This is a genomic window from Kosakonia sp. N21 (assembly GCF_050587465.1).
In the GTDB taxonomy this organism is placed as follows: domain Bacteria; phylum Pseudomonadota; class Gammaproteobacteria; order Enterobacterales; family Enterobacteriaceae.
Map to the genome: position 1 here is coordinate 46,553 of NZ_JBOBHR010000003.1, position 21,190 is coordinate 67,742.

Genomic DNA, 21,190 nt, shown 5'->3' on the forward strand with positions numbered 1-21,190 from the left:
TCTGACACTGCTATGCCGCTGCTGACTGCATCCGACAAAGCGCTGTGGCGACTTGCCCTGCCAATGATCTTCTCCAATATCACTGTCCCGTTGCTGGGACTGGTGGATACGGCTGTGGTCGGGCATCTGGATAGTGCGGTCTATCTGGGCGGTGTGGCCATCGGCGCGACCGCGACCAGCTTCCTGTTTATGCTGCTGCTGTTCCTGCGGATGAGCACCACCGGGCTGACGGCCCAGGCATACGGCGCGAAAAATGCGCACGCGCTGGCCCGGGCGTTGGTACAGCCACTGCTGCTGGCGCTGGGTGCGGGTGTGCTGATTACACTGTTGCGCGCGCCGCTTATCGATCTGGCGTTGCACATTACTGGCGGCAGCGCTGCGGTGTTGGAGCAGGCGCGGCGCTTTCTTGATATCCGCTGGCTAAGCGCTCCCGCATCGCTCGGCAACCTGGTGCTGCTGGGTTGGCTGCTGGGTGTGCAGTATGCCCGCGCACCGGTGATCCTGCTGGTAGTGGGTAACGTTCTCAATATTGTGCTTGATGTCTGGCTGGTGATGGGGCTGGGCATGAATGTCCAGGGGGCAGCACTGGCAACGGTGGTGGCGGAGTACGCGACCTTTGTGCTCGGTCTGCTGATGGCGCGACGTGTGCTGGTTATGCGCGGTATCACCTTCCCGGTGCTGAAGACGGCCTGGCGCGGTGGACTTGGGCGCTTGCTGGCGCTTAATCGGGACATCATGCTGCGCTCGTTATTGCTACAGCTCTGCTTTGGTTCGATAACCGTGTTCGGCGCGCGTCTTGGCGGCGAAACCGTGGCGGCGAATGCGGTGCTGATGATGTTTCTGACGTTCACTGCCTACGCGCTGGACGGGTTCGCTTATGCAGTGGAAGCCCATTCCGGGCACGCTTATGGCGCGCGTGACGACACTCAGCTTAAGCTCATCTGGCACGCGGCGTGCCGCCAGGCAGGTCTGGTGGCGCTGGTGTTCTCGGCGGTATATGCGCTGGCCGGGGAGTCAATTATCGCGCTGCTCACCTCGCTGCCAGCCCTGCAAAACATGGCCGGGCACTATCTTATCTGGCAAGTGATCCTGCCGGTGGTGGGCGTGTGGTGTTATTTGCTGGATGGCATGTTTGTGGGTGCGACGCGCGGTGCGGAAATGCGTAACAGCATGGCGGTTGCTGCGTGCGGGTTTGCCCTGACGCTGTTGACGGTGCCCACGCTGGGCAACCATGGTCTGTGGTTGTCGCTGGTGGTGTTCCTGGCGCTGCGTGGGCTGACTTTAGCGTGGGTATGGCGTCGTCACTGGCGCAATGGCACCTGGTTTTCCGGTGTTGACCCCTCCTGACAGCCCCTCTTTTCCCCTAGTATTGCTGGTTCACTCCTCTTTCTTTCGTCTCGTTAATACGGTTTTTTTTATCGTAAATGGTTAAAGATTCCGAATGTAAAACAAATTGCAGTATTACTGACTACAATAATCAGTACGTTCAGCGCAACAGGAACGTAACTTTTAACCGAACGATAAGGAGTCAACGATGAACAAAGACGAAATCGGCGGTAACTGGAAGCAGTTTAAAGGTACTGTGAAAGAGAAATGGGGCAAGTTGACCGATGACGATATGACCGTCATCGAAGGGAAACGTGACCAGCTGGTGGGTAAAATCCAGGAGCGTTATGGTTACGCAAAAGATCAGGCGGAAAAGGAAGTTACGGATTGGGAAAGCCGTAACGATTACCGCTGGTAGCCGACACTCACCCTCAAGTGTTGACCCTCTGAAAGGTTCTGCCCGAACGGTACACGGATGTACCCTCCCTTTATCCCTTTATCTTTCACGTTTTATCTACGTTAGCTGCACTTTCTCATCCGGGGCGCATACTGATGTATGCTCCCGGCGTTCGTACGTTTGCTGCCTTACCCGACATGAAATTTGGGGGGTGATATGACCACTAGCGGGGTTTTTTCTTTACCAGAATACTGTGATCGTGATGGCAGTGCTCGTGATGACGGCAGGATTCCACTTCCACACACGCGGCGCATAAACCGTGTGCTTCAATCACGTTATGACGCAGGGCAAAACCCATCTTCGCCGCCAGCGCGTGCATGATATCTTCCACGCCTTCCGCTTGTTCTTCTTTCACTGACCCGCAGCGATCGCAAATAAACATGGCTGAGGTGTGCGTCGGTTGATCAAATAAATGGCACAGCACATAGCTGTTGGTGGACTCCACCTTATGAACAAACCCTTGCTCCAGCAGGAAATCCAGCGCGCGGTATACCGTTGGCGGCTTAGCCTGCGGCTCGCTGACGCGTAATAAATCGAGCAGATCGTAAGCGCTGATCGCCCCTTGCTGCAGACTGAGTAATCGCAGCACTTCAAGACGCTGGGGAGTCAGGCGCACATTGCGCTGCGCGCACAGCTTTTCAGCCTGCACTAACATCTCTTGCGAAGTGGTCTTATCCATTGGCGTTCTCTGTTTCGGGGAAGCAATAAACCCGTACTTTACCATGTCCGGCGCGAAACGCCGAGATCGCGTCCTGGGATCTCTTTTTCGCCGATATATCCACGAACTCATCAGCGTCTTCTATAAATAATTAGTGTCATCAATCACAAAAATCACTTCTGTTCGATTATTTTTCGTTCAGGAGATTTAGCTACTTTTTCCTATGTTATTCGCAGCAATAGAGCCTTCCTGTTTAGCAAATACTAAACAGGCTTAAAAAAACTCATTCTGACTACGAGACGCATACTGTGAAAAAAAATCTCAAATTTTCGGTGGTCGCGATAGCTGTCTCCTTCGTTGTGGCAAATCAGGCGGGAGCAGCCAATACCTGGGCGGAAGCACGTAATGATGCAATGGGGGGAACCGGTGTTGCCTCTGCAAACTATGGCAGCGGAGTCCTCATTAACCCGGCGCTGCTGGCGAAAGCAAAGCCGGAAGACGATATCACCGTTATCCTGCCAAGCGTGCAGGCGCAAATTACCGATAAGGACAATCTGCGCGATGAAATCGACAATATCAGCGACAAAATCGACAACTATCGCGATGTCGTTGATAACCTGACCGCCGCGCAATTTCTTGCTAACCCTGTGGGCACCGTGGGGCAATTCCAGAGCGCGGCCAAAGATCTGGCGGATGAACTGACCTTCCTGGACGGGAAAACCGCGCGGGCGAAAGCGGCTGCAGGCATTGCTGTCAGTATTCCAAACGATGTGCTCTCCGTGGCTTTTGTCACCAAAGCCTACGCGCATGCGATTGTCAGCACTGCGGTTGACCCGCAGGATATTACCTATCTGCGCAGCATCCAGAACAGCACAACGGTTGCGACGAGCGAAGCGCTGAATGCGGTTGTGTCGCCAAACGGCAGCAACGAGATCACCAAAAATCTCAACTCCACGGCATCTGGTCGTGCGGCTGTTGTCTCGGATTACGGCGTTGCGGTTGCTCGCCAGTTCGAGGTGGGTGGCATTCCTTTATCTCTGGGCGTGACGCCAAAACTGCAGAAAACCTGGGTCTGGAACTACACCACCTCTATTTATGACTATCACAGCAGTGAGTGGAACAATAGCCGCTATCGTACCGATGACACCGGTTTTAACGTGGATGTCGGCGCGGCGGCGGATTTGAGTGAAAACATCACCGTCGGCCTGACCGGCACAAACCTGATCTCCCGCGATATCGACACCAAAGATATCCTGATCCGCAACGGCAGAACCGGGCAGACGGTCAATTACAAAGACACTTACCAGATTAGCCCGGTGGTGACTGCCGGGGTGTCATGGCATAACGATCTGGTGACGTTAAGCGCCGATGGCGATTTAACCGAGACCAAAGGCTTTAAGAGCGAGAAGGACTCCCAATACGTTGGCGTCGGCGGTGAAATTCGTCCGCTGAGCTGGCTGGCGGTTCGGGCCGGTTATCGCGCTGATGTGAAAGGCGACGACAAAAACGTCTTTACCGGCGGTGTCGGCTTCGCGCCGTTTAACCGTGTCCACGTCGATTTAATGGGTCTGGTAGGTGAAGACAAAACCTGGGGGGCTGGCGCACAGCTTAGCGTGACGTTCTAAGGTGCCATCAGACTAAGACAAAACCGGGGGCGCGTGTCCTCCGGTTTTTTTTACGCTGTTATTTGTTGCTCAACGTATTAAAACTGGTCATCAGGTTGCGGTAATCCGGAATATGGTTCGAAAACAGATTACCCAGGCCTTCAATATCATTGCGCCAGTCACGGTGTAACTCGCAGGCGATGCCAAACCAGGTCATCAATTGTGCTCCGGCTTGTGACATCCGATCCCAGGCCGAATGGCGCGTAATATCGTTGAATGTACCTGATGCGTCAGTAACGACAAACACCTCAAAACCTTCTTCCAGTGCCGATAGCGCAGGAAAGGCCACACACACTTCTGTCACAACGCCGGCAATGATCAACTGCTTTTTCCCGGTCGCTTTTACCGCTTTAACAAAGTCTTCATTATCCCAGGCGTTGATATTGCCAGGACGAGCAATATACGGCGCATCAGGAAATAGCGCTTTTAGCTCAGGAACGAGAGGCCCATTAGGGCCGGTTTCGAAGCTGGTGGTGAGAATGGTGGGAAGCTTAAAATATTTAGCGAGATCGCCTAATGCCAGGACATTGTTTTTGAATTTGTCGGGATCGATATCTCTCACTAATGACAGTAAACCTGTCTGGTGGTCGACGAGGAGAACAGCGGCGTTGTTTTTATCGAGGCGAACATACGGTGTAGTCATCTTCTTTAACTCCTTTTACCCGTTACGGTGGTTAATAGCGCCAGGCTATTGACGAACATTTCCCATGCCTACCAAAAATGATAGGTGTCGATCGTATTTTGTACAAGTTGATGCCGGTTATTGCGCGATCGGGTTGCACCGAACACCATCGGGTTTAAGGCGTTCCACTATGCTAGAATGACGCCCCGCTATTTCAGGAGCCGGTATTTGCCCGCCCTGGGTGGGCCTGATACCTCTCTTTTTAACTGCCAAAATTGCACGGTAATCCTGACATGACAAAAAACCAGCAAACCCGCCTGATGCCCACCGATTCTGCTTATCACTGGCCTGGCAGGTTTAGCATTGCGCCGATGCTCGACTGGACGGACAGGCACTGTCGTTATTTCCTGCGCCTGTTGTCGCGCCAGACGCTGCTGTACACCGAGATGGTGACTACCGGTGCGATTATTCATGGCAAAGGCGATTACCTGGCGTACAGCGAAGAAGAGCACCCGATTGCATTGCAGCTTGGCGGCAGCGATCCGGCGCAGCTTGCCCATTGTGCGAAGCTGGCTGAAGCGCGTGGCTATGATGAAATCAACCTCAATGTCGGTTGCCCGTCCGATCGCGTGCAGAACGGTCGCTTTGGCGCTTGCCTGATGGGCGAAGCGCAGCTGGTTGCTGATTGCGTCAAAGCGATGCGTGATGTGGTATCTGTTCCGGTGACCGTAAAAACGCGTATTGGTATCGACGATCAGGACAGCTACGAATTTCTCTGCGACTTTATCGGTACGGTTGCCGGTAAAGGGGAGTGCGAGTCCTTTATTATTCATGCACGTAAAGCCTGGCTCTCCGGTTTAAGCCCGAAAGAAAACCGTGAAATTCCACCGCTGGATTACCCGCGTGTTTATCAGTTGAAGCGCGATTTCCCACAGTTGACGATGTCGATTAATGGCGGGATTAAGTCGCTGGCGGAGGCTAAAGCCCATCTGGAACATATGGATGGCGTGATGGTGGGCCGCGAAGCCTACCAGAACCCGGGGATTCTGGCGTCGGTTGATCGGGAAATTTTCGGTGCTGAGGCCAGCGATGCCGATCCGGTGGCGGTTGTTCGCGCGATGTATCCCTACATTGAACGTGAACTCAGCCAGGGGGCTTACCTGGGGCACATTACCCGCCATATGCTGGGTCTGTTTCAGGGGATCCCCGGGGCGCGCCAGTGGCGTCGTTATCTGAGTGAGAATGCTCACAAGGCCGGCGCAGATGTTGCGGTTGTTGAGAAGGCGCTCAGCCTTGTTGCTCAGGCGCGTTAAAAGTTCACTAAAACCTGGTCAAATTCACTAAAACCTGCGCACCGCCGCAGGTTTTTTTATTGCCGAATCAGCAAGTTATGGTTGGCATATTTCTTGTAATAGAGGAATGAGTTACCTGGTTTGTGGAGAGCGCTATGTTGGAACTACTGTTTATTATCGGCTTCTTTATTATGTTGTTAGTGACCGGCGTGTCGCTGCTGGGTATTGTGGCGGCGCTGGTTGTGGCAACCGCAGTGATGTTTTTAGGTGGGCTTTTTGCTTTGATGATCAAACTGTTGCCCTGGTTGCTGCTGGCGGTTGCCGTGGTCTGGATCATTCGCGCCATCAAAGAACCGAAGGTTCCACGTTATCAACGCAATAACCGTTGGCGTTACTAAAGTATTGAGTGGTGCGTCACAACCCTGAAACATTTAGTGGCGCATTGCTTAGAACCGCATAGGATTTGCTTATCAAATCTGTCACTATCGCGACGTTAACGAATTCATCGCGCTGTACCCTACAATGCAGCCGAACTAAAAAAAGAAAGGGCTTCCTGCGGGAAGCCCTAATTCTTTCTGGCGATGAACTCAGGGGATCAACAGGCTTGAGCCCTGTGTCGCGCGGCTTTCCAGCACCTCGTGCGCGCGCTGCGCATCCTTTAAGGCAAATTTCTGGCTCTCCGCCACATCCACTTTAATGACGCCACTGGCAATCAATGAGAACAACTCATTGCTGGCTTCCTGCAACTCTTCCCGCGTGGTGATGTAGCCATTAAGGGAAGGGCGCGTGGCGTAGAGCGAACCTTTCTGGTTGAGAATACCGAGGTTCACCCCGGTAACCGGACCGGAGGAGTTACCAAAGCTGACCATCAGGCCACGGCGACGCAGGCAATCGAGCGAGATCTCCCAGGTATCTTTCCCGACCGAGTCGTACACCACGCCGACCTTTTTGCCGCCAGTTAGCTCTTTCACGCGCTCGACTACATTCTCTTCGCTGTAGTTGATCACCTGCCAGGCTCCGGCCTGCAATGCCCGCTGCGCCTTGTGCGCTGAACCCACGGTGCCAATCAGTTTCGCGCCGAGCGCTTTCGCCCATTGGCAGGCAATAAGCCCAACGCCGCCCGCCGCCGCGTGAAACAGGAATACCTCGTCGGGTTTGATCTCCCAGGTTTTGCGCAGCAGGTAGAAGACCGTCAATCCTTTCAGGTAAGAAGCTGCGGCTTGTTCGAAAGAGATGGCGTTCGGCAGGATCGCCGCTTTATCGGCAGGGACATTATGTACCGAGCTGTAAGCGCCCAACCCCGATTGCGCGTAGACCACGCGATCGCCCACCTTAATGTGCGTCACGCCACTGCCCACTTTGCTGACGACGCCGGCTGCTTCGGTGCCCAGCCCGCTCGGCAAAGACGGCGGCGGATACAGTCCGCTGCGGATGTAGGTATCAATGTAGTTGATGCCAATGGCTTTGTTTTCCACCTGGATTTCGTTTTCCGCCGGTGCTGTGGGGGTAAACTCCACGGCTTTCAGCACGTCAGGGCCGCCATGCTTGTGAAATTCTATTCGTGTCGCCATGCTTCCTCCTGAACTCTGTGATAATCTTTCGAACCATTCATTACCTTGGTAGCTCCATTCACTATGGCAGGAAATAAACCCTTCAACAAACAGACTGAACCCCGCGACATACAGCTTGAGGGGATGAAAGTGCCTCCGCATTCCATTGAAGCGGAGCAGTCAGTGTTGGGCGGTTTAATGCTGGATAACGAACGCTGGGACGACGTCGCCGAGCGTGTTGTCGCGGACGATTTTTATACGCGCCCGCACCGCCATATTTTCACCGAAATGCACCGCCTGCAGGAGATGGGTAAACCCATTGACCTGATTACGCTGGCGGAATCGCTGGAGCTACAGGGCCAACTGGAGATCGTTGGCGGTTTCGCTTATCTGGCGGAACTGTCCAAAAACACGCCAAGTGCGGCGAACATCAGCGCCTATGCGGATATCGTGCGTGAACGCGCCGTTGTCCGTGAGATGATCTCGGTAGCGAATGAAATTGCCAATGCCGGTTTCGATCCGCAGGGGCGTACCAGTGAAGATTTACTCGATCTGGCTGAGTCGCGGGTCTTCAAAATTGCAGAAAGCCGCGCCAATAAAGACGAAGGCCCGAAGAATATCGCCGATGTTCTCGAAGCGACCGTCTCGCGTATCGAGCAGCTTTTTCAGCAACCCCATGATGGCGTAACCGGGGTCAATACCGGCTATGACGACCTCAATAAGAAAACGGCGGGTTTGCAGCCGTCGGATTTGATCATCGTCGCGGCGCGTCCGTCGATGGGGAAAACAACATTTGCGATGAATCTCGTCGAAAATGCGGCGATGTTGCAGGATAAACCGGTTCTTATTTTCAGTCTGGAGATGCCCTCCGAACAGATTATGATGCGTTCCCTGGCGTCATTGTCGCGGGTTGATCAAACGCGCATTCGTACTGGTCAGCTCGACGATGAGGACTGGGCGCGCATCTCCGGCACCATGGGCATCCTGCTGGAAAAACGCAATATCTATATTGATGACTCCTCCGGCCTGACGCCGACGGAAGTGCGTTCCCGCGCCCGACGTATCGCCCGCGAACATGGCGGTATCGGGCTTATCATGATCGACTACCTCCAACTGATGCGCGTGCCGTCGTTGTCCGACAACCGTACGCTGGAAATCGCCGAAATCTCCCGCTCCCTGAAAGCGCTGGCCAAAGAGTTGCAGGTGCCGGTGGTGGCGCTGTCGCAGCTTAACCGCTCTCTGGAACAGCGCGCCGATAAACGCCCGGTCAACTCCGACCTGCGTGAATCCGGCTCCATCGAGCAGGATGCGGACTTGATCATGTTTATCTATCGTGATGAGGTTTATCACGAAAACAGTGACTTAAAAGGCATTGCGGAAATCATTATTGGTAAACAGCGTAACGGCCCTATCGGGACGGTGCGCCTGACATTTAACGGGCAGTGGTCGCGCTTTGATAACTATGCGGGGCCTCAATATGATGACGAATAAATTTCCGTCATCTTTCGCGCCGCAGGTGCGTTGACGGAGCCCGCTCACCCCGGTCACTTAGTTTACTAAGCTCCCGGAGATCCCCGGGTTTGTCTCCCTCCTGCAACACGAATGATTCAGGAAATTCTTTTAGTAAGGAATTGAAATGCAAGCGGCAACCGTAGTAGTGAACCGCCGCGCTCTGCGACACAATCTGCAACGCCTGCGCGAACTGGCCCCTGCCAGTCGACTGGTTGCAGTCGTGAAAGCGAACGCCTATGGACACGGTCTTCTTGAGACCGCGCGAACGCTCCCCGATGCCGACGCTTTTGGCGTCGCCCGTCTTGAAGAAGCCCTGATCCTGCGCGCTGGCGGCATAACGCAACCGATCCTGCTGCTGGAAGGTTTTTTCAATGCTGAAGAGTTGCCGCTGGTCGCTGAACATCAGCTACAGACCGTCGTCCACAGCGAGGAACAGCTTAAGGCGCTGGAAACGACCCCTCTGAACGCGCCGGTCACCGTGTGGATGAAACTCGATACCGGCATGCACCGTCTTGGGGTACACCCCAATGAAGCCGAGGCGTTTTATGCCCGCTTATCGCAGTGTAAAAACGTCCGCCAGCCGGTAAACGTCGCCAGTCATTTTGCCCGTGCCGATGAGCCGGAGTGCGGCGAGACGGAACGCCAACTCGATATTTTCACCACGTTTACCAACGGTAAGCCTGGTCTGCGCACGATTGCTGCCTCTGGCGGCACGCTGCTGTGGCCGCAATCGCACTTCGACTGGGTGCGTCCGGGCATTATTCTTTATGGTGTATCGCCGCTGGAGAACAAACCCTGGGGCGCAGATTTTGGTTTTCAGCCAGTGATGACCCTGACCTCGCAGCTTATTGCTGTACGCGAACATAAAGCGGGTGATGCCGTAGGGTACGGCGGCACCTGGCAGAGCGCGCGCGATACCCGTCTGGGTGTGGTCGCGATGGGCTACGGCGATGGCTATCCTCGTGCTGCGCCTTCCGGTACGCCAGTACTGGTTAACGGGCGTGAAGTGCCGATCGTGGGGCGGGTAGCGATGGACATGATTTGCGTCGACCTGGGGCCGGAAGCAGAAGACCGCGCGGGTGATAACGTGGTGTTGTGGGGCGAAGGGTTACCCGTTGAGCGCATCGCTGAAATAACGAATGTAAGTGCTTACGAACTTATTACGCGCCTGACCGCCAGGGCGACCCTGAAATACATCGACTAAAAAGGATTGCCCTTTGTCTCCAATGGAAATCGCCGCCTGTCTGGCCTATGCCCTCTCTGTATGGCTCGCCGCGCGCAATAACATGCACACCTGGTGGACGGGGATTATTGGCTGTGTGCTGTATGGCTGGGTGTTTTACTCGGTGCAGCTGTATGCGGATGTCACCCTGCAAGTGTTTTTTATTGCCAGCAGTATTGCCGGGTGGGTCAACTGGCTGAAAGGGAATCATGGCAGCGAGCTGGCGGTGCGCAAAACGCCGATCGGTCGACTGTTGCCGATGCTGGCAGGCGCGCTGGTGGTGGCGGGCGGCTATGCGTGGTTGCTGCACCGCTTTACCAACGCGTGGTCGCCGTGGCTGGATTCCGCCATCATGGTGTTCAGCGTGCTTGCGCAGTTCATGCTGATGGGGCGCAGGCTCGAGAGCTGGTATTTCTGGTTACTGGTCAACACCATCGCCGTACCGCTTTATGCGGCGCGCGATCTCTGGCTGACCGCCGGGTTGTATCTCGTTTTTTGGTGTAACGCATGGCACGGTCTGTACCAGTGGCGCAAGGCGCTGGTCGCGCGATGACGCGTTTCGCCAGTGGGCTGGTGGTGGGGAAGTTCGCCCCGCTGCATTGTGGTCATGAGCGGCTGATCAACGCCGCGCTGGCCCAGTGTGACCGAGTCTGGCTGATGAGTTACTCGCAACCGGAAATGCCGGGTTGCGAGCCAGAAAAACGCGAGCGCTGGCTGCGGGAGCGGTTTCCGCAATGTGAAATCGTTGTCCTGACCCCGGAGCGCGTTGCGGGCTGGGGGCTCGGTGCGTTGCCGCATAACGATGCTCCCGGCGATCGGCATCGACATTATATAGCCGACCTCTGTTTGCAGGTTCTGCACTGCCGCCCACAGGCGGTCTTCACCGCTGAAGATTACGGCGATGGCTTTGCCCGCGTGCTCAGTGAACGTTTTGCTCAGCCTGTCGCGCATGTGCGCTTACAGCGTGAACAGGGCGCGCAGGCACCTTCCGGCACGCTGATCCGTAGCGATGTCCACCGTTGGCGGCAGATGCTCTCTCCCATCGTCTATCGGGATTTTGTTCAACGCATTTGCCTGCTGGGGGGCGAATCCACCGGCAAAAGTACACTGAGCGCAGCCCTGGCGCAGGCGCTGGAGACGACCTACGTGGCGGAATATGGCCGGGAGCGCTGGGAAGAAAAGGGCGGTGAACTGGCGTACGATGATTTGCTGCATATTGCGCAGACGCAGGTGCAGCGTGAAGACGCAGCGTTAGCGGCCCGCTGGCTGGTGTGCGATACCTCGCCGCTCACGACGCTGTTCTATACGCTGGAGATGTTCGGCAACGCGCCGGATGAGCTTTATGCACTGGCACAGCGGCACTATCACTGGGTGGCGCTGTGTGAAGATGATTTTCCTTTTGTGCAGGACGGCACGCGGCAGGATGAAACGTTCCGCCAGCGGCAGCAGGCATGGTACGTTGACCAATTGACACAGCGCGGCATCCCTTTTCTTCGCGTGCGGGGTTCCGTAAGCCAGCGCGTGGCACAAATCCTTACCGCCCTTCGCGGCTAAAACGCTTATTTTTCGCCGCCACCACTGCTGCTCTCGACCTTCCCTGACTTCCGGTTTATTGTGTGGGTTCCTGCCTACTGTAAACCTGGAGAATACACGCGTGTTTCAGAAAGTTGACGCCTACGCTGGCGACCCGATCCTCTCTCTTATGGAGCGGTTTAAAGACGATCCGCGTAGCGACAAAGTAAACCTCAGCATCGGGCTCTATTACAACGAAGACGGCATCATTCCACGCTTGCAGGCAGTCGCCGAAGCAGAAGCGCGTCTTAACGCGCAGCCGCACGGTGCGTCTCTGTACCTGCCGATGGAAGGGCTGAACAGTTACCGCGCGGCAATTGCGCCGCTGCTGTTTGGCGCAGACCATCCGGTGCTGGAACAAAAACGTGTTGCGACCGTACAGACGCTGGGCGGCTCTGGCGCGCTGAAAGTAGGGGCGGATTTTCTGAAACGCTACTTCCCTAACTCGGGCGTATGGGTGAGCGACCCGACCTGGGAAAACCACGTGGCCATTTTTGAAGGCGCGGGTTTTGTCGTAAGTACTTACCCCTGGTACGACAATGAGACCAATGGCGTGCGTTTCTCTGCCTTCCTGGAAAAACTGAACACGCTGCCAGCGCAAAGCATTGTTCTGCTCCATCCTTGCTGCCATAACCCGACCGGCGCGGATTTGACCAGCGCGCAATGGGATGACGTGGTTGAGGTTGTGAAAGCGCGCAATCTGATCCCCTTCCTCGATATTGCTTATCAGGGCTTTGGCGCAGGCATGGAAGAAGATGCCTATGCGATTCGCGCAATGGCCCGTGCCGGGTTGCCTGTGTTGGTCAGCAACTCCTTCTCCAAGATTTTCTCGCTGTATGGTGAACGCGTCGGTGGCCTCTCCATCGTGTGTGAAGACACAGATGCGGCCGATCGCGTACTGGGTCAGTTAAAAGCCACCGTTCGCCGTAACTACTCCAGCCCACCGAATTTTGGTGCGCAACTGGTCGCGACCGTGCTGGGCGATGCGGGGCTGAAAGCCTCATGGCTGGCGGAAGTGGAAGCGATGCGCACCCGCATTCTGGCAATGCGCCAGGAGCTGGTAAAGGTTCTGAAAGAGGCGGTACCGGGCGGTAATTTTGATTATCTGATCAAGCAACGTGGCATGTTCAGCTATACCGGTCTGAGCGCACAGCAGGTGGAAAGATTGCGTGAAGAGTTCGGCATTTACCTGGTGGCCAGCGGGCGTATTTGTGTTGCCGGTCTGAATGGTCGCAATGTGCATCGTGTCGCGCAGGCTTTTGCGGCAGTGATGTAAGTACTCGCTCACGTTTTCATCCTGATCCCCTGCTTTTCAGCAGGGGGTTATCCCCCCGTATTCTCCTATTCTATGGTTAATCCGCAGAAAATCCTTTGTTTCACCTGCCGCTGGGGTTATGGTCGGGTAGACTTTTGACCGTTCGCACCATTTATAAAACATAACGAGCTGATAATTTAGGGATAAATATGCGAAAGTTCACACTCGCCCTGCGCGCCGCCTGCCTGTGGTTTGCGCTGGGAGGCGCGGCGGTTTATGCCTCCGCCCCCACGCCCTCTTCAGATGGCACCAATGTGGCCAAACTGGCGGAACAGGCGCCGATTCACTGGGTTTCCGTCGCACAAATTGAACGTTCGCTGGTTGAACGCCCGCCGATGGCGGTGGGGTTTGATATTGATGATACCGTGCTGTTTTCCAGCCCCGGTTTCTGGCGCGGCAAGAAAACCTGGTCGCCAGACAGCGAAGCGTATCTGCATAACCCGGCATTCTGGGAAAAGATGAATAACGGATGGGATGAGTTCAGCATTCCCAAAGAGGTGGCGCGCCAGCTTATCGCCATGCATGTGAAGCGCGGCGACAGCATCTGGTTCATCACCGGACGCAGCCAGACAAAAACCGAAACCGTCAGCAAAACCCTGCAGGACGATTTTCTGATCCCGGCGGCGAATATGAATCCGGTGATTTTCGCCGGTGACCAGCCCGGGCAAAATAACAAAACGCAGTGGCTGAAGGCGAAGCAGATCCGCATCTTCTATGGTGACTCAGATAGCGACATCACGGCCGCCCGCGAAAGTGAAGCACGGCCGATCCGCGTATTACGCGCCTCCAACTCAACCTATCGCCCGCTACCGCAGGCGGGAGCAATGGGTGAAGAGGTGATCGTCGATTCCGAATATTAGCCGGGGTTTATCTTTCGGCGCTATGCTGCACACTTAAGCAACCTCATCTTTTCGGTTAAGGAGCAGCGAATGTGGTATCAACAAACAATTACGCTTGGCGCAAAGGCGCGCGGGTTTCACCTGGTCACGGAGGAAGTGCTCGGGCAAATCCGCGAACTTTCCCGTGTGCGGATCGGTTTGTTGCACCTGCTGCTTCAACATACTTCGGCCTCTCTCACGCTGAATGAAAACTGCGACCCGACCGTGCGTTATGACATGGAACAGCACTTTCTGAACAGTGTGCCGGATAACGCGCCCTGGAAGCATGATTATGAAGGGCCGGATGACATGCCGTCGCATATCAAGTCTTCTCTGCTTGGCGTATCACTGTTACTGCCCGTGCAAAACGGGCGGGTACAGTTGGGTACATGGCAGGGGATCTGGCTGGGGGAGCACCGCATTCATGGCGGCGCACGGAACATTATCGCCACCCTGCAAGGGGAATAATGCGGTTGCCCTGGTAAACCCTGCTCTTATCGTCAGGATTTGTAACGATCGCCGTTTTTTTCATCAATACACTACGCTTAAATGAGGCAACCGGGCCGATCGGACGATCCATCGCAACACGACGAGGAGAATCAACGTGACAATTTCGGAGTTACTGCAATATTGCATGGCGAAGGCGGGCGCTGAACAGAGCGTACATAGCGACTGGAAAGCGACGCAAATCAAGGTCGCCGATGTGTTGTTTGCGATGGTGAAGGAAGTTGAGGGTCGCCCTGCGGCGTCGCTAAAAACCAGTCCGGAACTGGCGGAACTGTTGCGTGAACAGCATCAGGATGTGCGCCCCAGCCGCCACCTGAATAAAGCGCACTGGAGCACGGTGTATCTGGACGGTTCGTTACCGGACTCGCAGATTTACTATCTGGTGGATGCGTCCTATCAACAGGCGATGGAACGGGTGCCGGAACAGGTCCGGCACCAACTGTCAGTGTGACGATTTCAGCATCGGCTTAAGGAATCGCGCCGTGTGCGAGGCCTCGCATTCGGCAACGGTTTCCGGCGTGCCGGAAACGAGGATCTCGCCGCCGCCGCTGCCGCCTTCCGGGCCGAGATCGACAATCCAGTCTGCGGTCTTAATCACGTCCAGATTATGCTCAATGACCACAATGGTATTGCCCTGATCGCGCAATTGGTGCAGTACGTCCAGTAACTGCTGGATATCGGCGAAATGCAGGCCGGTGGTGGGTTCGTCGAGAATATAGAGCGTCTGCCCGGTTCCGCGTTTTGACAGCTCACGCGCCAGCTTCACGCGCTGGGCTTCGCCGCCGGAGAGCGTGGTCGCCGACTGACCAAGACGGATATAGGTCAGACCGACATCCATCAGCGTTTGCAGCTTACGCGCCAGTGCGGGTACGGCATCAAAGAATTCACGTGCTTCTTCGATGGTCATATCCAACACTTCATGGATAGTTTTGCCCTTGTATTTGATCTCCAGCGTTTCGCGGTTATAGCGTTTGCCTTTGCACTGGTCGCACGGCACATAGATATCCGGCAGGAAGTGCATCTCCACTTTGATCACCCCGTCGCCCTGACAGGCTTCGCAGCGGCCGCCGCGCACGTTAAAACTGAAGCGCCCTGGCGTATAGCCGCGCGAGCGGGATTCCGGCACGCCAGCAAACAGTTCACGCACCGGCGTGAACACGCCGGTATACGTCGCCGGGTTGGAACGCGGCGTACGGCCAATCGGGCTCTGGTCGATATCGATCACTTTATCGAAATGCTCCAGCCCGTGGATATCGCGGTATGGCGCTGGCTCGGCAATCGTCGCACCGTTTAACTGGCGCTGCGCGATGGGGAACAGCGTATCGTTGATCAGCGTGGATTTACCCGAACCGGACACACCGGTAATACAGGTGAACAGGCCGACCGGCAGCGTCAGCGTCACGTCTTTCAGGTTGTTGCCGCGTGCGCCGGTGAGTTTCAGCACTTTGCCCGGATCGGCCGGAACGCGCTGTTTCGGGATGTCGATTTTGCGTTTGCCGCTCATGTACTGCCCGGTCAGCGACTCCGGGACCGCCATAATCGCGTCCAGCGTGCCTTCCGCCACAACCTGCCCGCCGTGGACACCCGCGCCTGGCCCAATATCGATCACATGATCCGCTGCGCGAATGGCATCTTCGTCGTGTTCGACGACAATCACTGTGTTACCCAGATTGCGCAGATGGATTAATGTGCCGAGCAGGCGCTCGTTATCGCGCTGGTGCAGACCGATTGAGGGTTCATCCAGCACGTACATCACACCCACCAGGCCTGCGCCAATCTGGCTTGCCAGACGGATGCGCTGCGCTTCGCCGCCGGAGAGTGTTTCAGCAGAGCGGGACAGCGTCAGGTAGTTCAGTCCGACGTTAACAAGGAACTTCAGACGGTCGCCGATCTCTTTCAGCACTTTTTCGGCAATTTTCGCCCGCTGACCCGAGAGTTTCAGGTTGTTGAAGAAGTCCATCGCATGACCGATGCTCATATCCGAGATGGTCGGCAGCGGCGTGTTTTCAACGAAGACGTGGCGCGCTTCGCGGCGCAGACGGGTTCCTTCACAGGCGGCGCATGGACGGTTGCTGATAAACTTCGCCAGCTCCTCGCGCACCGCGCTGGATTCCGTCTCTTTATAACGGCGCTCCATATTATGCAGCACGCCTTCAAACGGATGACGACGCACCGAGGTGTCGCCGCGATCGTTCATGTATTTGAACTCAATCGATTCTTTACCCGAACCGGAGAGGATCACTTTCTGCACGCTGGTGCTCAGGCTTTCCCACGGCGCTTCAACGTCGAATTTATAGTGTTCCGCCAGCGATTTCAGCATCTGGAAATAGTAAAAGTTGCGGCGATCCCAGCCACGGATCGCACCGCCGGCCAGCGACAGTTCCGGGTTCTGAATCACGCGGTCCGGGTCGAAATATTGCTGTACGCCCAGGCCGTCACAGGTCGGGCACGCCCCGGCCGGGTTGTTGAAGGAGAACAGGCGCGGTTCCAGCTCGCGCATGCTGTAGCCGCAAATGGGGCATGCGAAGTTGGCGGAGAACAACAGCTCCTCGGCGTTGGCATCGTCCATATCGGCAACCATCGCCGTGCCGCCGGAAAGCTCCAGCGCGGTTTCAAACGATTCCGCCAGGCGTTGGGCCAGATCGCTGCGGACTTTAAAGCGGTCAATCACCACTTCAATGGTGTGTTTCTTTTGCAGCTCCAGTTTCGGCGGATCGGAGAGGTCGCAGACCTCACCATCAATACGCGCCCGGATATAGCCCTGGCTGGCGAGGTTTTCCAGCGTTTTGGTGTGTTCGCCTTTACGCTCTTTGATCACCGGCGCCAGCAGCATCAGGCGTTTGCCTTCCGGCTGCGACAGCACGTTATCGACCATCTGGCTGACGGTTTGCACCGCCAGCGGCACGTCGTGATCCGGGCAGCGCGGCTCGCCAACGCGGGCGAACAGCAGACGCAGATAATCGTGAATTTCAGTGATGGTCCCGACGGTGGATCGCGGGTTGTGTGAGGTTGATTTTTGCTCGATGGAAATCGCCGGCGACAGCCCTTCAATATGGTCGACGTCCGGTTTTTCCATCAACGACAGAAACTGGCGGGCGTAGGCAGAAAGCGATTCAACATAGCGGCGCTGCCCCTCCGCGTAAAGCGTGTCGAAAGCCAGTGAGGACTTGCCAGACCCCGACAGCCCGGTGACAACGATCAGTTTGTCGCGAGGGATGACGAGGTTGATGTTTTTGAGATTGTGGGTGCGGGCGCCCCGTACTTCTATCTTATCCAATCCATTCACCTTTTACCCGGAGGAACGCTATTTGCCTGGTATGTTTGAAGGACAACCGGCGGTCAGAAACGGCTAATTATGACACAATTTAACCTGAATGAATATACAGTATTTGCATGCATCCTGGCAGCGAATATGTAAAAATGCACTGTCGTGAGAGATCTCTGGAACCTGCTTCGCAGCTATCAATAAGCCATATGGAAATGGTACACTCGCGCGTTTACACTACTAAGAAACGTTTTCAGGAGACACGATCATGGCCAGCAGAGGCGTAAACAAGGTGATTCTCGTCGGTAATCTGGGCCAGGACCCGGAAGTACGCTATATGCCGAGTGGTGGCGCAGTTGCCAACATTACGCTGGCTACTTCCGAATCCTGGCGTGATAAGCAGACCGGTGAAACAAAAGAGCAGACTGAATGGCACCGCGTTGTGCTGTTCGGCAAACTGGCTGAAGTGGCTGGCGAATATCTGCGTAAAGGCTCTCAGGTTTATATCGAAGGTCAGCTGCGTACCCGCAAATGGACCGATCAATCCGGTCAGGAAAAATACACCACTGAGGTGGTGGTCAACGTTGGTGGCACCATGCAGATGCTGGGTGGACGCCAGGGCGGCGGCGCACCGGCAGGCGGCGGCCAGCAGCAGGGCGGTTGGGGCCAGCCCCAGCAACCGCAGGGCGGCAACCAGTTCAGCGGCGGCGCGCAGTCCCGTCCGCAACAGCAGTCTGCTCCGGCGCCGTCTAACGAACCGCCGATGGACTTTGACGACGATATCCCGTTCTGATTTTGTTCATCAGAAAACAAAAAACCCCGCAGCGCGGGGTTTTTTGTGGTTCAGAGGCTGAACATTACTTCGACACATCCGCACCGAAGTATTTCTGAGAAATACGTTCGTAGGTGCCGTCGGCCTTGATCTCTTCCAGCGCTTTATCAATCGCCGCTTTCAGTTCCGGGTTGTTTTTACGGATCAGCACGCCAGATTTCTCAGCATTGTCTTCGGTGGCGATGATTTTCACCGGCGCAGACGGTTTGTGTTTTTTGAAGTCCAGGTAAGAGAGGTTGTCGTTGATGGTCGCATCAGCACGGCCCTGCACCACCAGATCGATAGACTGGTTAAAGCCATCGGTCGGCACAATTTCCGCGCCGTATTTACGGGCGATCTGCGCGTAGTTACTGGTCAGCGAATGGGCAGATTTCTTGCCTTTCAGATCGTCAAAGCTCTTGATGCTGCTGTTTTTGTCATTCACGATCAGCACCGCTTTAGAGGCGATGTACGGCTCAGAGAAGTCATATTTTTTCTGGCGCGCTTCAGTAATGCCGACCTGGTTAATGACCGCGTCGTAGCGATTCGCATCGATACCGGCGATCAGGCCATCCCATTTACCTTCAACAAACTGCGCTTTTACTTTCAGGCGTTTGGCCACTTCCTGACCGATTTCAACGTCAAAACCTTCCAGCGTGCCGGACGCGTTATGGAACGTGAACGGAGGATAGGTGCCTTCGGTACCAATTTTCAGAACCCCGGCGGACTGGATTTTTGCCAGATCGTCCTGCGCCAGCGCCGCGTGGGCGAAACCAAGCTGCATAACCCCGGCAATAACGAGTGTTGCGAGTGCTTTCATCTAAATCTACCCCAATTGATTGTTATTGGTTCGCCCCGATCTCCGGGAGCGCTGTGCTTAAAGAGGCGATAAATTCCGCAGTACGCGGTTTTTTCGCGTGTGAAAAAAGGGCGTTGGCGGTACCGGATTCCACAATTTCTCCGGCTTCAAGGAACACCACCTGACTGGCGATATTGGCCGCCAGACGCAGGTCGTGCGTCGCCATAATCATTGTGGTGCCTTCCTGCGCCAGCTGGCGCAGAACAGCCACCACCTCGCCGGAAAGTTCCGGGTCGAGCGCAGATGTGGGTTCATCACAGAGCAACACCGCCGGTGACGGCGCAAGCGCGCGGGCAATGGCCACACGCTGCTGCTGACCGCCGGATAACGTATTCGGCAGCGCATCACGTTTATGCAGCATATCGACTTTCGTCAGTAACGCTTCGCCACGCTGGCGCGCACGGTCGCGATCCCATTTGTGTACGGTGATCAACCCTTCGGTGATATTTTCCAGAACGGTCATATGCGGAAACAGCGCGAAGTTCTGGAACACCATCCCCGTCTGACGGCTGATGCGGCGAATATCCTGGCCTTTAATGCGCGCGTCCGGCGAAAAGGTGATGCTCTCTTTGCCGATGGTCAGCGTCCCGGCTTGCGGGATCTCCAGTAAGTTAATGCAGCGCAATAACGTACTTTTGCCGCTGCCGGAGGGGCCAATCAGCGTGGTGACCGTGCCTTCTTCAATGGTTAAATTGATATTTTTCAGGACACGATGACCATCAAAACTCTTATCAAGGTTGGAGAGCGTTATCATTGACGGCTCCTTTAGGTGTCGTGCCCGCTAATTTCTGTTCAAGTTTGTTCTGCAAATGCGATAACACGGAACTGAAGAACAAATAAATCACCGCCGCTTCGCTATACAGAATCAACGGTTCATAAGTCACAGCCGCAATTTGCTGCGCGGACAGGAACATTTCCGGCACCGTGATCACCGACGCCAGCGAGGTGTCTTTCACCAGCGAAATAAAGGTATTGGAGAGCGGCGGCACCGCAATGCGCGCGGCCTGCGGCAGGATAATGCGGCGTAATGACTGCGCCCAGGTCATGCTGATGGCGTGGGCGGCTTCCCACTGCGATTTTGGCACGGCCAGCAGCGTAGCGCGGATCACTTCGGAGGTATAAGCCCCGATGTTAACGGTGAAACCAATCACCGCGGCCGGGAAGGCATCGATCGTAATGCCTGCGCTGGGCAGCGCGTAGAAGATCAAAAACAGCTGCACCAGCAAAGGCGTACCGCGGATCAACCAGACATAAAACCGGACCACCGGTTTTAAAAATCCCGGCCCGTACAGGCGCAACAACGCAACCACAAACCCAAGGGTCAGACCGAGAACAAACGAGCTGAGGGTGAGGGGAATGGTGAATTTCAGACCTGCGGAAAGCATGGGCCAGAATGAATCAATTGCTAAGGGTAACCATGTTGGCACTGCGCACCTTCCGGACAGAACGTGTTGCCAGAAAATTGCTGGCAGAATGTGAATATATATTAGTCCAGTTAATAATTCTGGCACCGTATTAGAACGGATTATATGCCTTGCACCGGACGCGAAAACAAATATATCCGAATAACGTTATGCAGAAATGAGCTAAGCAATGCTTTTTTGATACATAGGCGCTCTTACGCTGCTTTCACCCTCTCTTCCATTGCACCTTTTGCCTCTTTTTTCACCCTTCCTGCAC

21 protein-coding genes are annotated in these 21,190 nt (G+C 55.4%); 14 read left to right on the forward strand and 7 right to left on the reverse strand.

The window, feature by feature from the left end:
* The first annotated feature begins 12 nt into the window (after nt 1-12).
* Together dinF and ACQ3G7_RS07345 are read left to right on the forward strand one after the other, a co-directional pair.
* Nucleotides 13-1,347 (forward strand): MATE family efflux transporter DinF, encoded by a 1,335-nt coding sequence (gene dinF / locus ACQ3G7_RS07340; protein WP_430889377.1) that lies wholly within the window; start codon nt 13-15, stop codon nt 1,345-1,347.
* 187 nt (nt 1,348-1,534) lie between these two features.
* Entirely contained in the window at nt 1,535-1,744 is a 210-nt protein-coding gene (locus ACQ3G7_RS07345; RefSeq protein ID WP_263098446.1) for a CsbD family protein, read from the forward strand.
* Between the two features lie 202 nt (nt 1,745-1,946).
* On the opposite strand, the gene zur is transcribed toward ACQ3G7_RS07345, so the two are convergent.
* Entirely contained in the window at nt 1,947-2,462 is a 516-nt protein-coding gene (zur, locus tag ACQ3G7_RS07350; protein WP_263098445.1) for a zinc uptake transcriptional repressor Zur, read from the reverse strand.
* Nucleotides 2,463-2,749: 287 nt separating this feature from the next.
* Here zur and ACQ3G7_RS07355 point away from each other — a divergent pair, with 287 nt between their 5' ends.
* Nucleotides 2,750-4,066, forward strand: coding sequence for a conjugal transfer protein TraF (locus tag ACQ3G7_RS07355; protein ID WP_430889378.1), 1,317 nt, complete (start codon nt 2,750-2,752; stop codon nt 4,064-4,066).
* A gap of 58 nt (nt 4,067-4,124) precedes the next feature.
* Here the strand turns inward: ACQ3G7_RS07355 and ycaC are convergent, their stop codons facing one another.
* Nucleotides 4,125-4,748 carry an isochorismate family cysteine hydrolase YcaC gene (gene ycaC / locus ACQ3G7_RS07360; protein WP_430889379.1) on the reverse strand — a complete coding sequence of 208 codons (624 nt, stop codon included), beginning with the start codon at nt 4,746-4,748 and terminating at the stop codon, nt 4,125-4,127.
* A gap of 254 nt (nt 4,749-5,002) precedes the next feature.
* Between ycaC and dusA the strand changes: the two genes are divergently transcribed.
* Together dusA and pspG are read left to right on the forward strand one after the other, a co-directional pair.
* The gene (dusA, locus tag ACQ3G7_RS07365) at nt 5,003-6,040 is read left to right on the forward strand and encodes a tRNA dihydrouridine(20/20a) synthase DusA (protein ID WP_263098442.1); all 1,038 of its coding nucleotides are present in this window, start codon (nt 5,003-5,005) and stop codon (nt 6,038-6,040) included.
* Between the two features lie 134 nt (nt 6,041-6,174).
* Nucleotides 6,175-6,417 (forward strand): envelope stress response protein PspG, encoded by a 243-nt coding sequence (gene pspG, locus ACQ3G7_RS07370; RefSeq protein WP_263098441.1) that lies wholly within the window; start codon nt 6,175-6,177, stop codon nt 6,415-6,417.
* Between the two features lie 189 nt (nt 6,418-6,606).
* On the opposite strand, the gene ACQ3G7_RS07375 is transcribed toward pspG, so the two are convergent.
* Nucleotides 6,607-7,590, reverse strand: a complete 984-nt coding sequence (locus ACQ3G7_RS07375; RefSeq protein WP_430889380.1) for a quinone oxidoreductase — start codon at nt 7,588-7,590, stop codon at nt 6,607-6,609.
* A gap of 63 nt (nt 7,591-7,653) precedes the next feature.
* Here ACQ3G7_RS07375 and dnaB point away from each other — a divergent pair, with 63 nt between their 5' ends.
* The 8 genes from dnaB (at nt 7,654) to ACQ3G7_RS07415 (ending at nt 15,026) form a co-directional block, all read left to right on the forward strand.
* The gene (gene dnaB, locus ACQ3G7_RS07380) at nt 7,654-9,060 is read left to right on the forward strand and encodes a replicative DNA helicase (protein ID WP_263098439.1); all 1,407 of its coding nucleotides are present in this window, start codon (nt 7,654-7,656) and stop codon (nt 9,058-9,060) included.
* A gap of 145 nt (nt 9,061-9,205) precedes the next feature.
* Nucleotides 9,206-10,285: an alanine racemase gene (alr, locus tag ACQ3G7_RS07385; RefSeq protein WP_430889381.1), complete on the forward strand. Its 1,080-nt coding sequence runs from the start codon at nt 9,206-9,208 to the stop codon at nt 10,283-10,285.
* A 13-nt stretch (nt 10,286-10,298) separates the two neighbouring features.
* Nucleotides 10,299-10,856, forward strand: a complete 558-nt coding sequence (gene pnuC, locus ACQ3G7_RS07390) for a nicotinamide riboside transporter PnuC (protein WP_263098437.1) — start codon at nt 10,299-10,301, stop codon at nt 10,854-10,856.
* Entirely contained in the window at nt 10,853-11,857 is a 1,005-nt protein-coding gene (locus tag ACQ3G7_RS07395; protein WP_430889724.1) for an AAA family ATPase, read from the forward strand. Before pnuC ends, ACQ3G7_RS07395 begins: the two co-directional genes overlap by 4 nt.
* A 100-nt stretch (nt 11,858-11,957) precedes the next feature.
* Complete coding sequence (gene tyrB, locus ACQ3G7_RS07400; protein WP_430889382.1) at nt 11,958-13,151, forward strand: aromatic amino acid transaminase; 1,194 nt, start codon at nt 11,958-11,960, stop codon at nt 13,149-13,151.
* 188 nt (nt 13,152-13,339) lie between these two features.
* A complete protein-coding gene (aphA, locus tag ACQ3G7_RS07405; RefSeq protein ID WP_430889383.1) occupies nt 13,340-14,050 on the forward strand; it encodes an acid phosphatase AphA in 711 nt (236 codons plus the stop codon).
* Nucleotides 14,051-14,119: 69 nt separating this feature from the next.
* Nucleotides 14,120-14,536 carry a secondary thiamine-phosphate synthase enzyme YjbQ gene (locus tag ACQ3G7_RS07410; protein ID WP_430889384.1) on the forward strand — a complete coding sequence of 139 codons (417 nt, stop codon included), beginning with the start codon at nt 14,120-14,122 and terminating at the stop codon, nt 14,534-14,536.
* A gap of 136 nt (nt 14,537-14,672) precedes the next feature.
* Entirely contained in the window at nt 14,673-15,026 is a 354-nt protein-coding gene (locus tag ACQ3G7_RS07415; protein WP_088237231.1) for an MmcQ/YjbR family DNA-binding protein, read from the forward strand.
* Here ACQ3G7_RS07415 and uvrA read toward each other — a convergent pair.
* Entirely contained in the window at nt 15,018-17,852 is a 2,835-nt protein-coding gene (uvrA, locus tag ACQ3G7_RS07420) for an excinuclease ABC subunit UvrA (protein WP_430889385.1), read from the reverse strand. The genes ACQ3G7_RS07415 and uvrA overlap by 9 nt on opposite strands.
* 256 nt (nt 17,853-18,108) lie before the next feature.
* Here uvrA and ssb1 point away from each other — a divergent pair, with 256 nt between their 5' ends.
* Entirely contained in the window at nt 18,109-18,633 is a 525-nt protein-coding gene (gene ssb1 / locus ACQ3G7_RS07425) for a single-stranded DNA-binding protein SSB1 (RefSeq protein WP_017459456.1), read from the forward strand.
* A gap of 64 nt (nt 18,634-18,697) precedes the next feature.
* Here ssb1 and ACQ3G7_RS07430 read toward each other — a convergent pair whose 3' ends face one another.
* From ACQ3G7_RS07430 to ACQ3G7_RS07440, 3 genes are read right to left on the reverse strand one after another with little or no spacing between them, the layout of a single operon-like run.
* The gene (locus tag ACQ3G7_RS07430; protein WP_263098431.1) at nt 18,698-19,471 is read right to left on the reverse strand and encodes an amino acid ABC transporter substrate-binding protein; all 774 of its coding nucleotides are present in this window, start codon (nt 19,469-19,471) and stop codon (nt 18,698-18,700) included.
* Nucleotides 19,472-19,493: 22 nt separating this feature from the next.
* Nucleotides 19,494-20,264, reverse strand: a complete 771-nt coding sequence (locus ACQ3G7_RS07435) for an amino acid ABC transporter ATP-binding protein (protein ID WP_430889386.1) — start codon at nt 20,262-20,264, stop codon at nt 19,494-19,496.
* Nucleotides 20,242-20,937, reverse strand: a complete 696-nt coding sequence (locus tag ACQ3G7_RS07440) for an amino acid ABC transporter permease (RefSeq protein ID WP_263098429.1) — start codon at nt 20,935-20,937, stop codon at nt 20,242-20,244. Before ACQ3G7_RS07440 ends, ACQ3G7_RS07435 begins: the two co-directional genes overlap by 23 nt.
* Nucleotides 20,938-21,190: the final 253 nt, after the last annotated feature.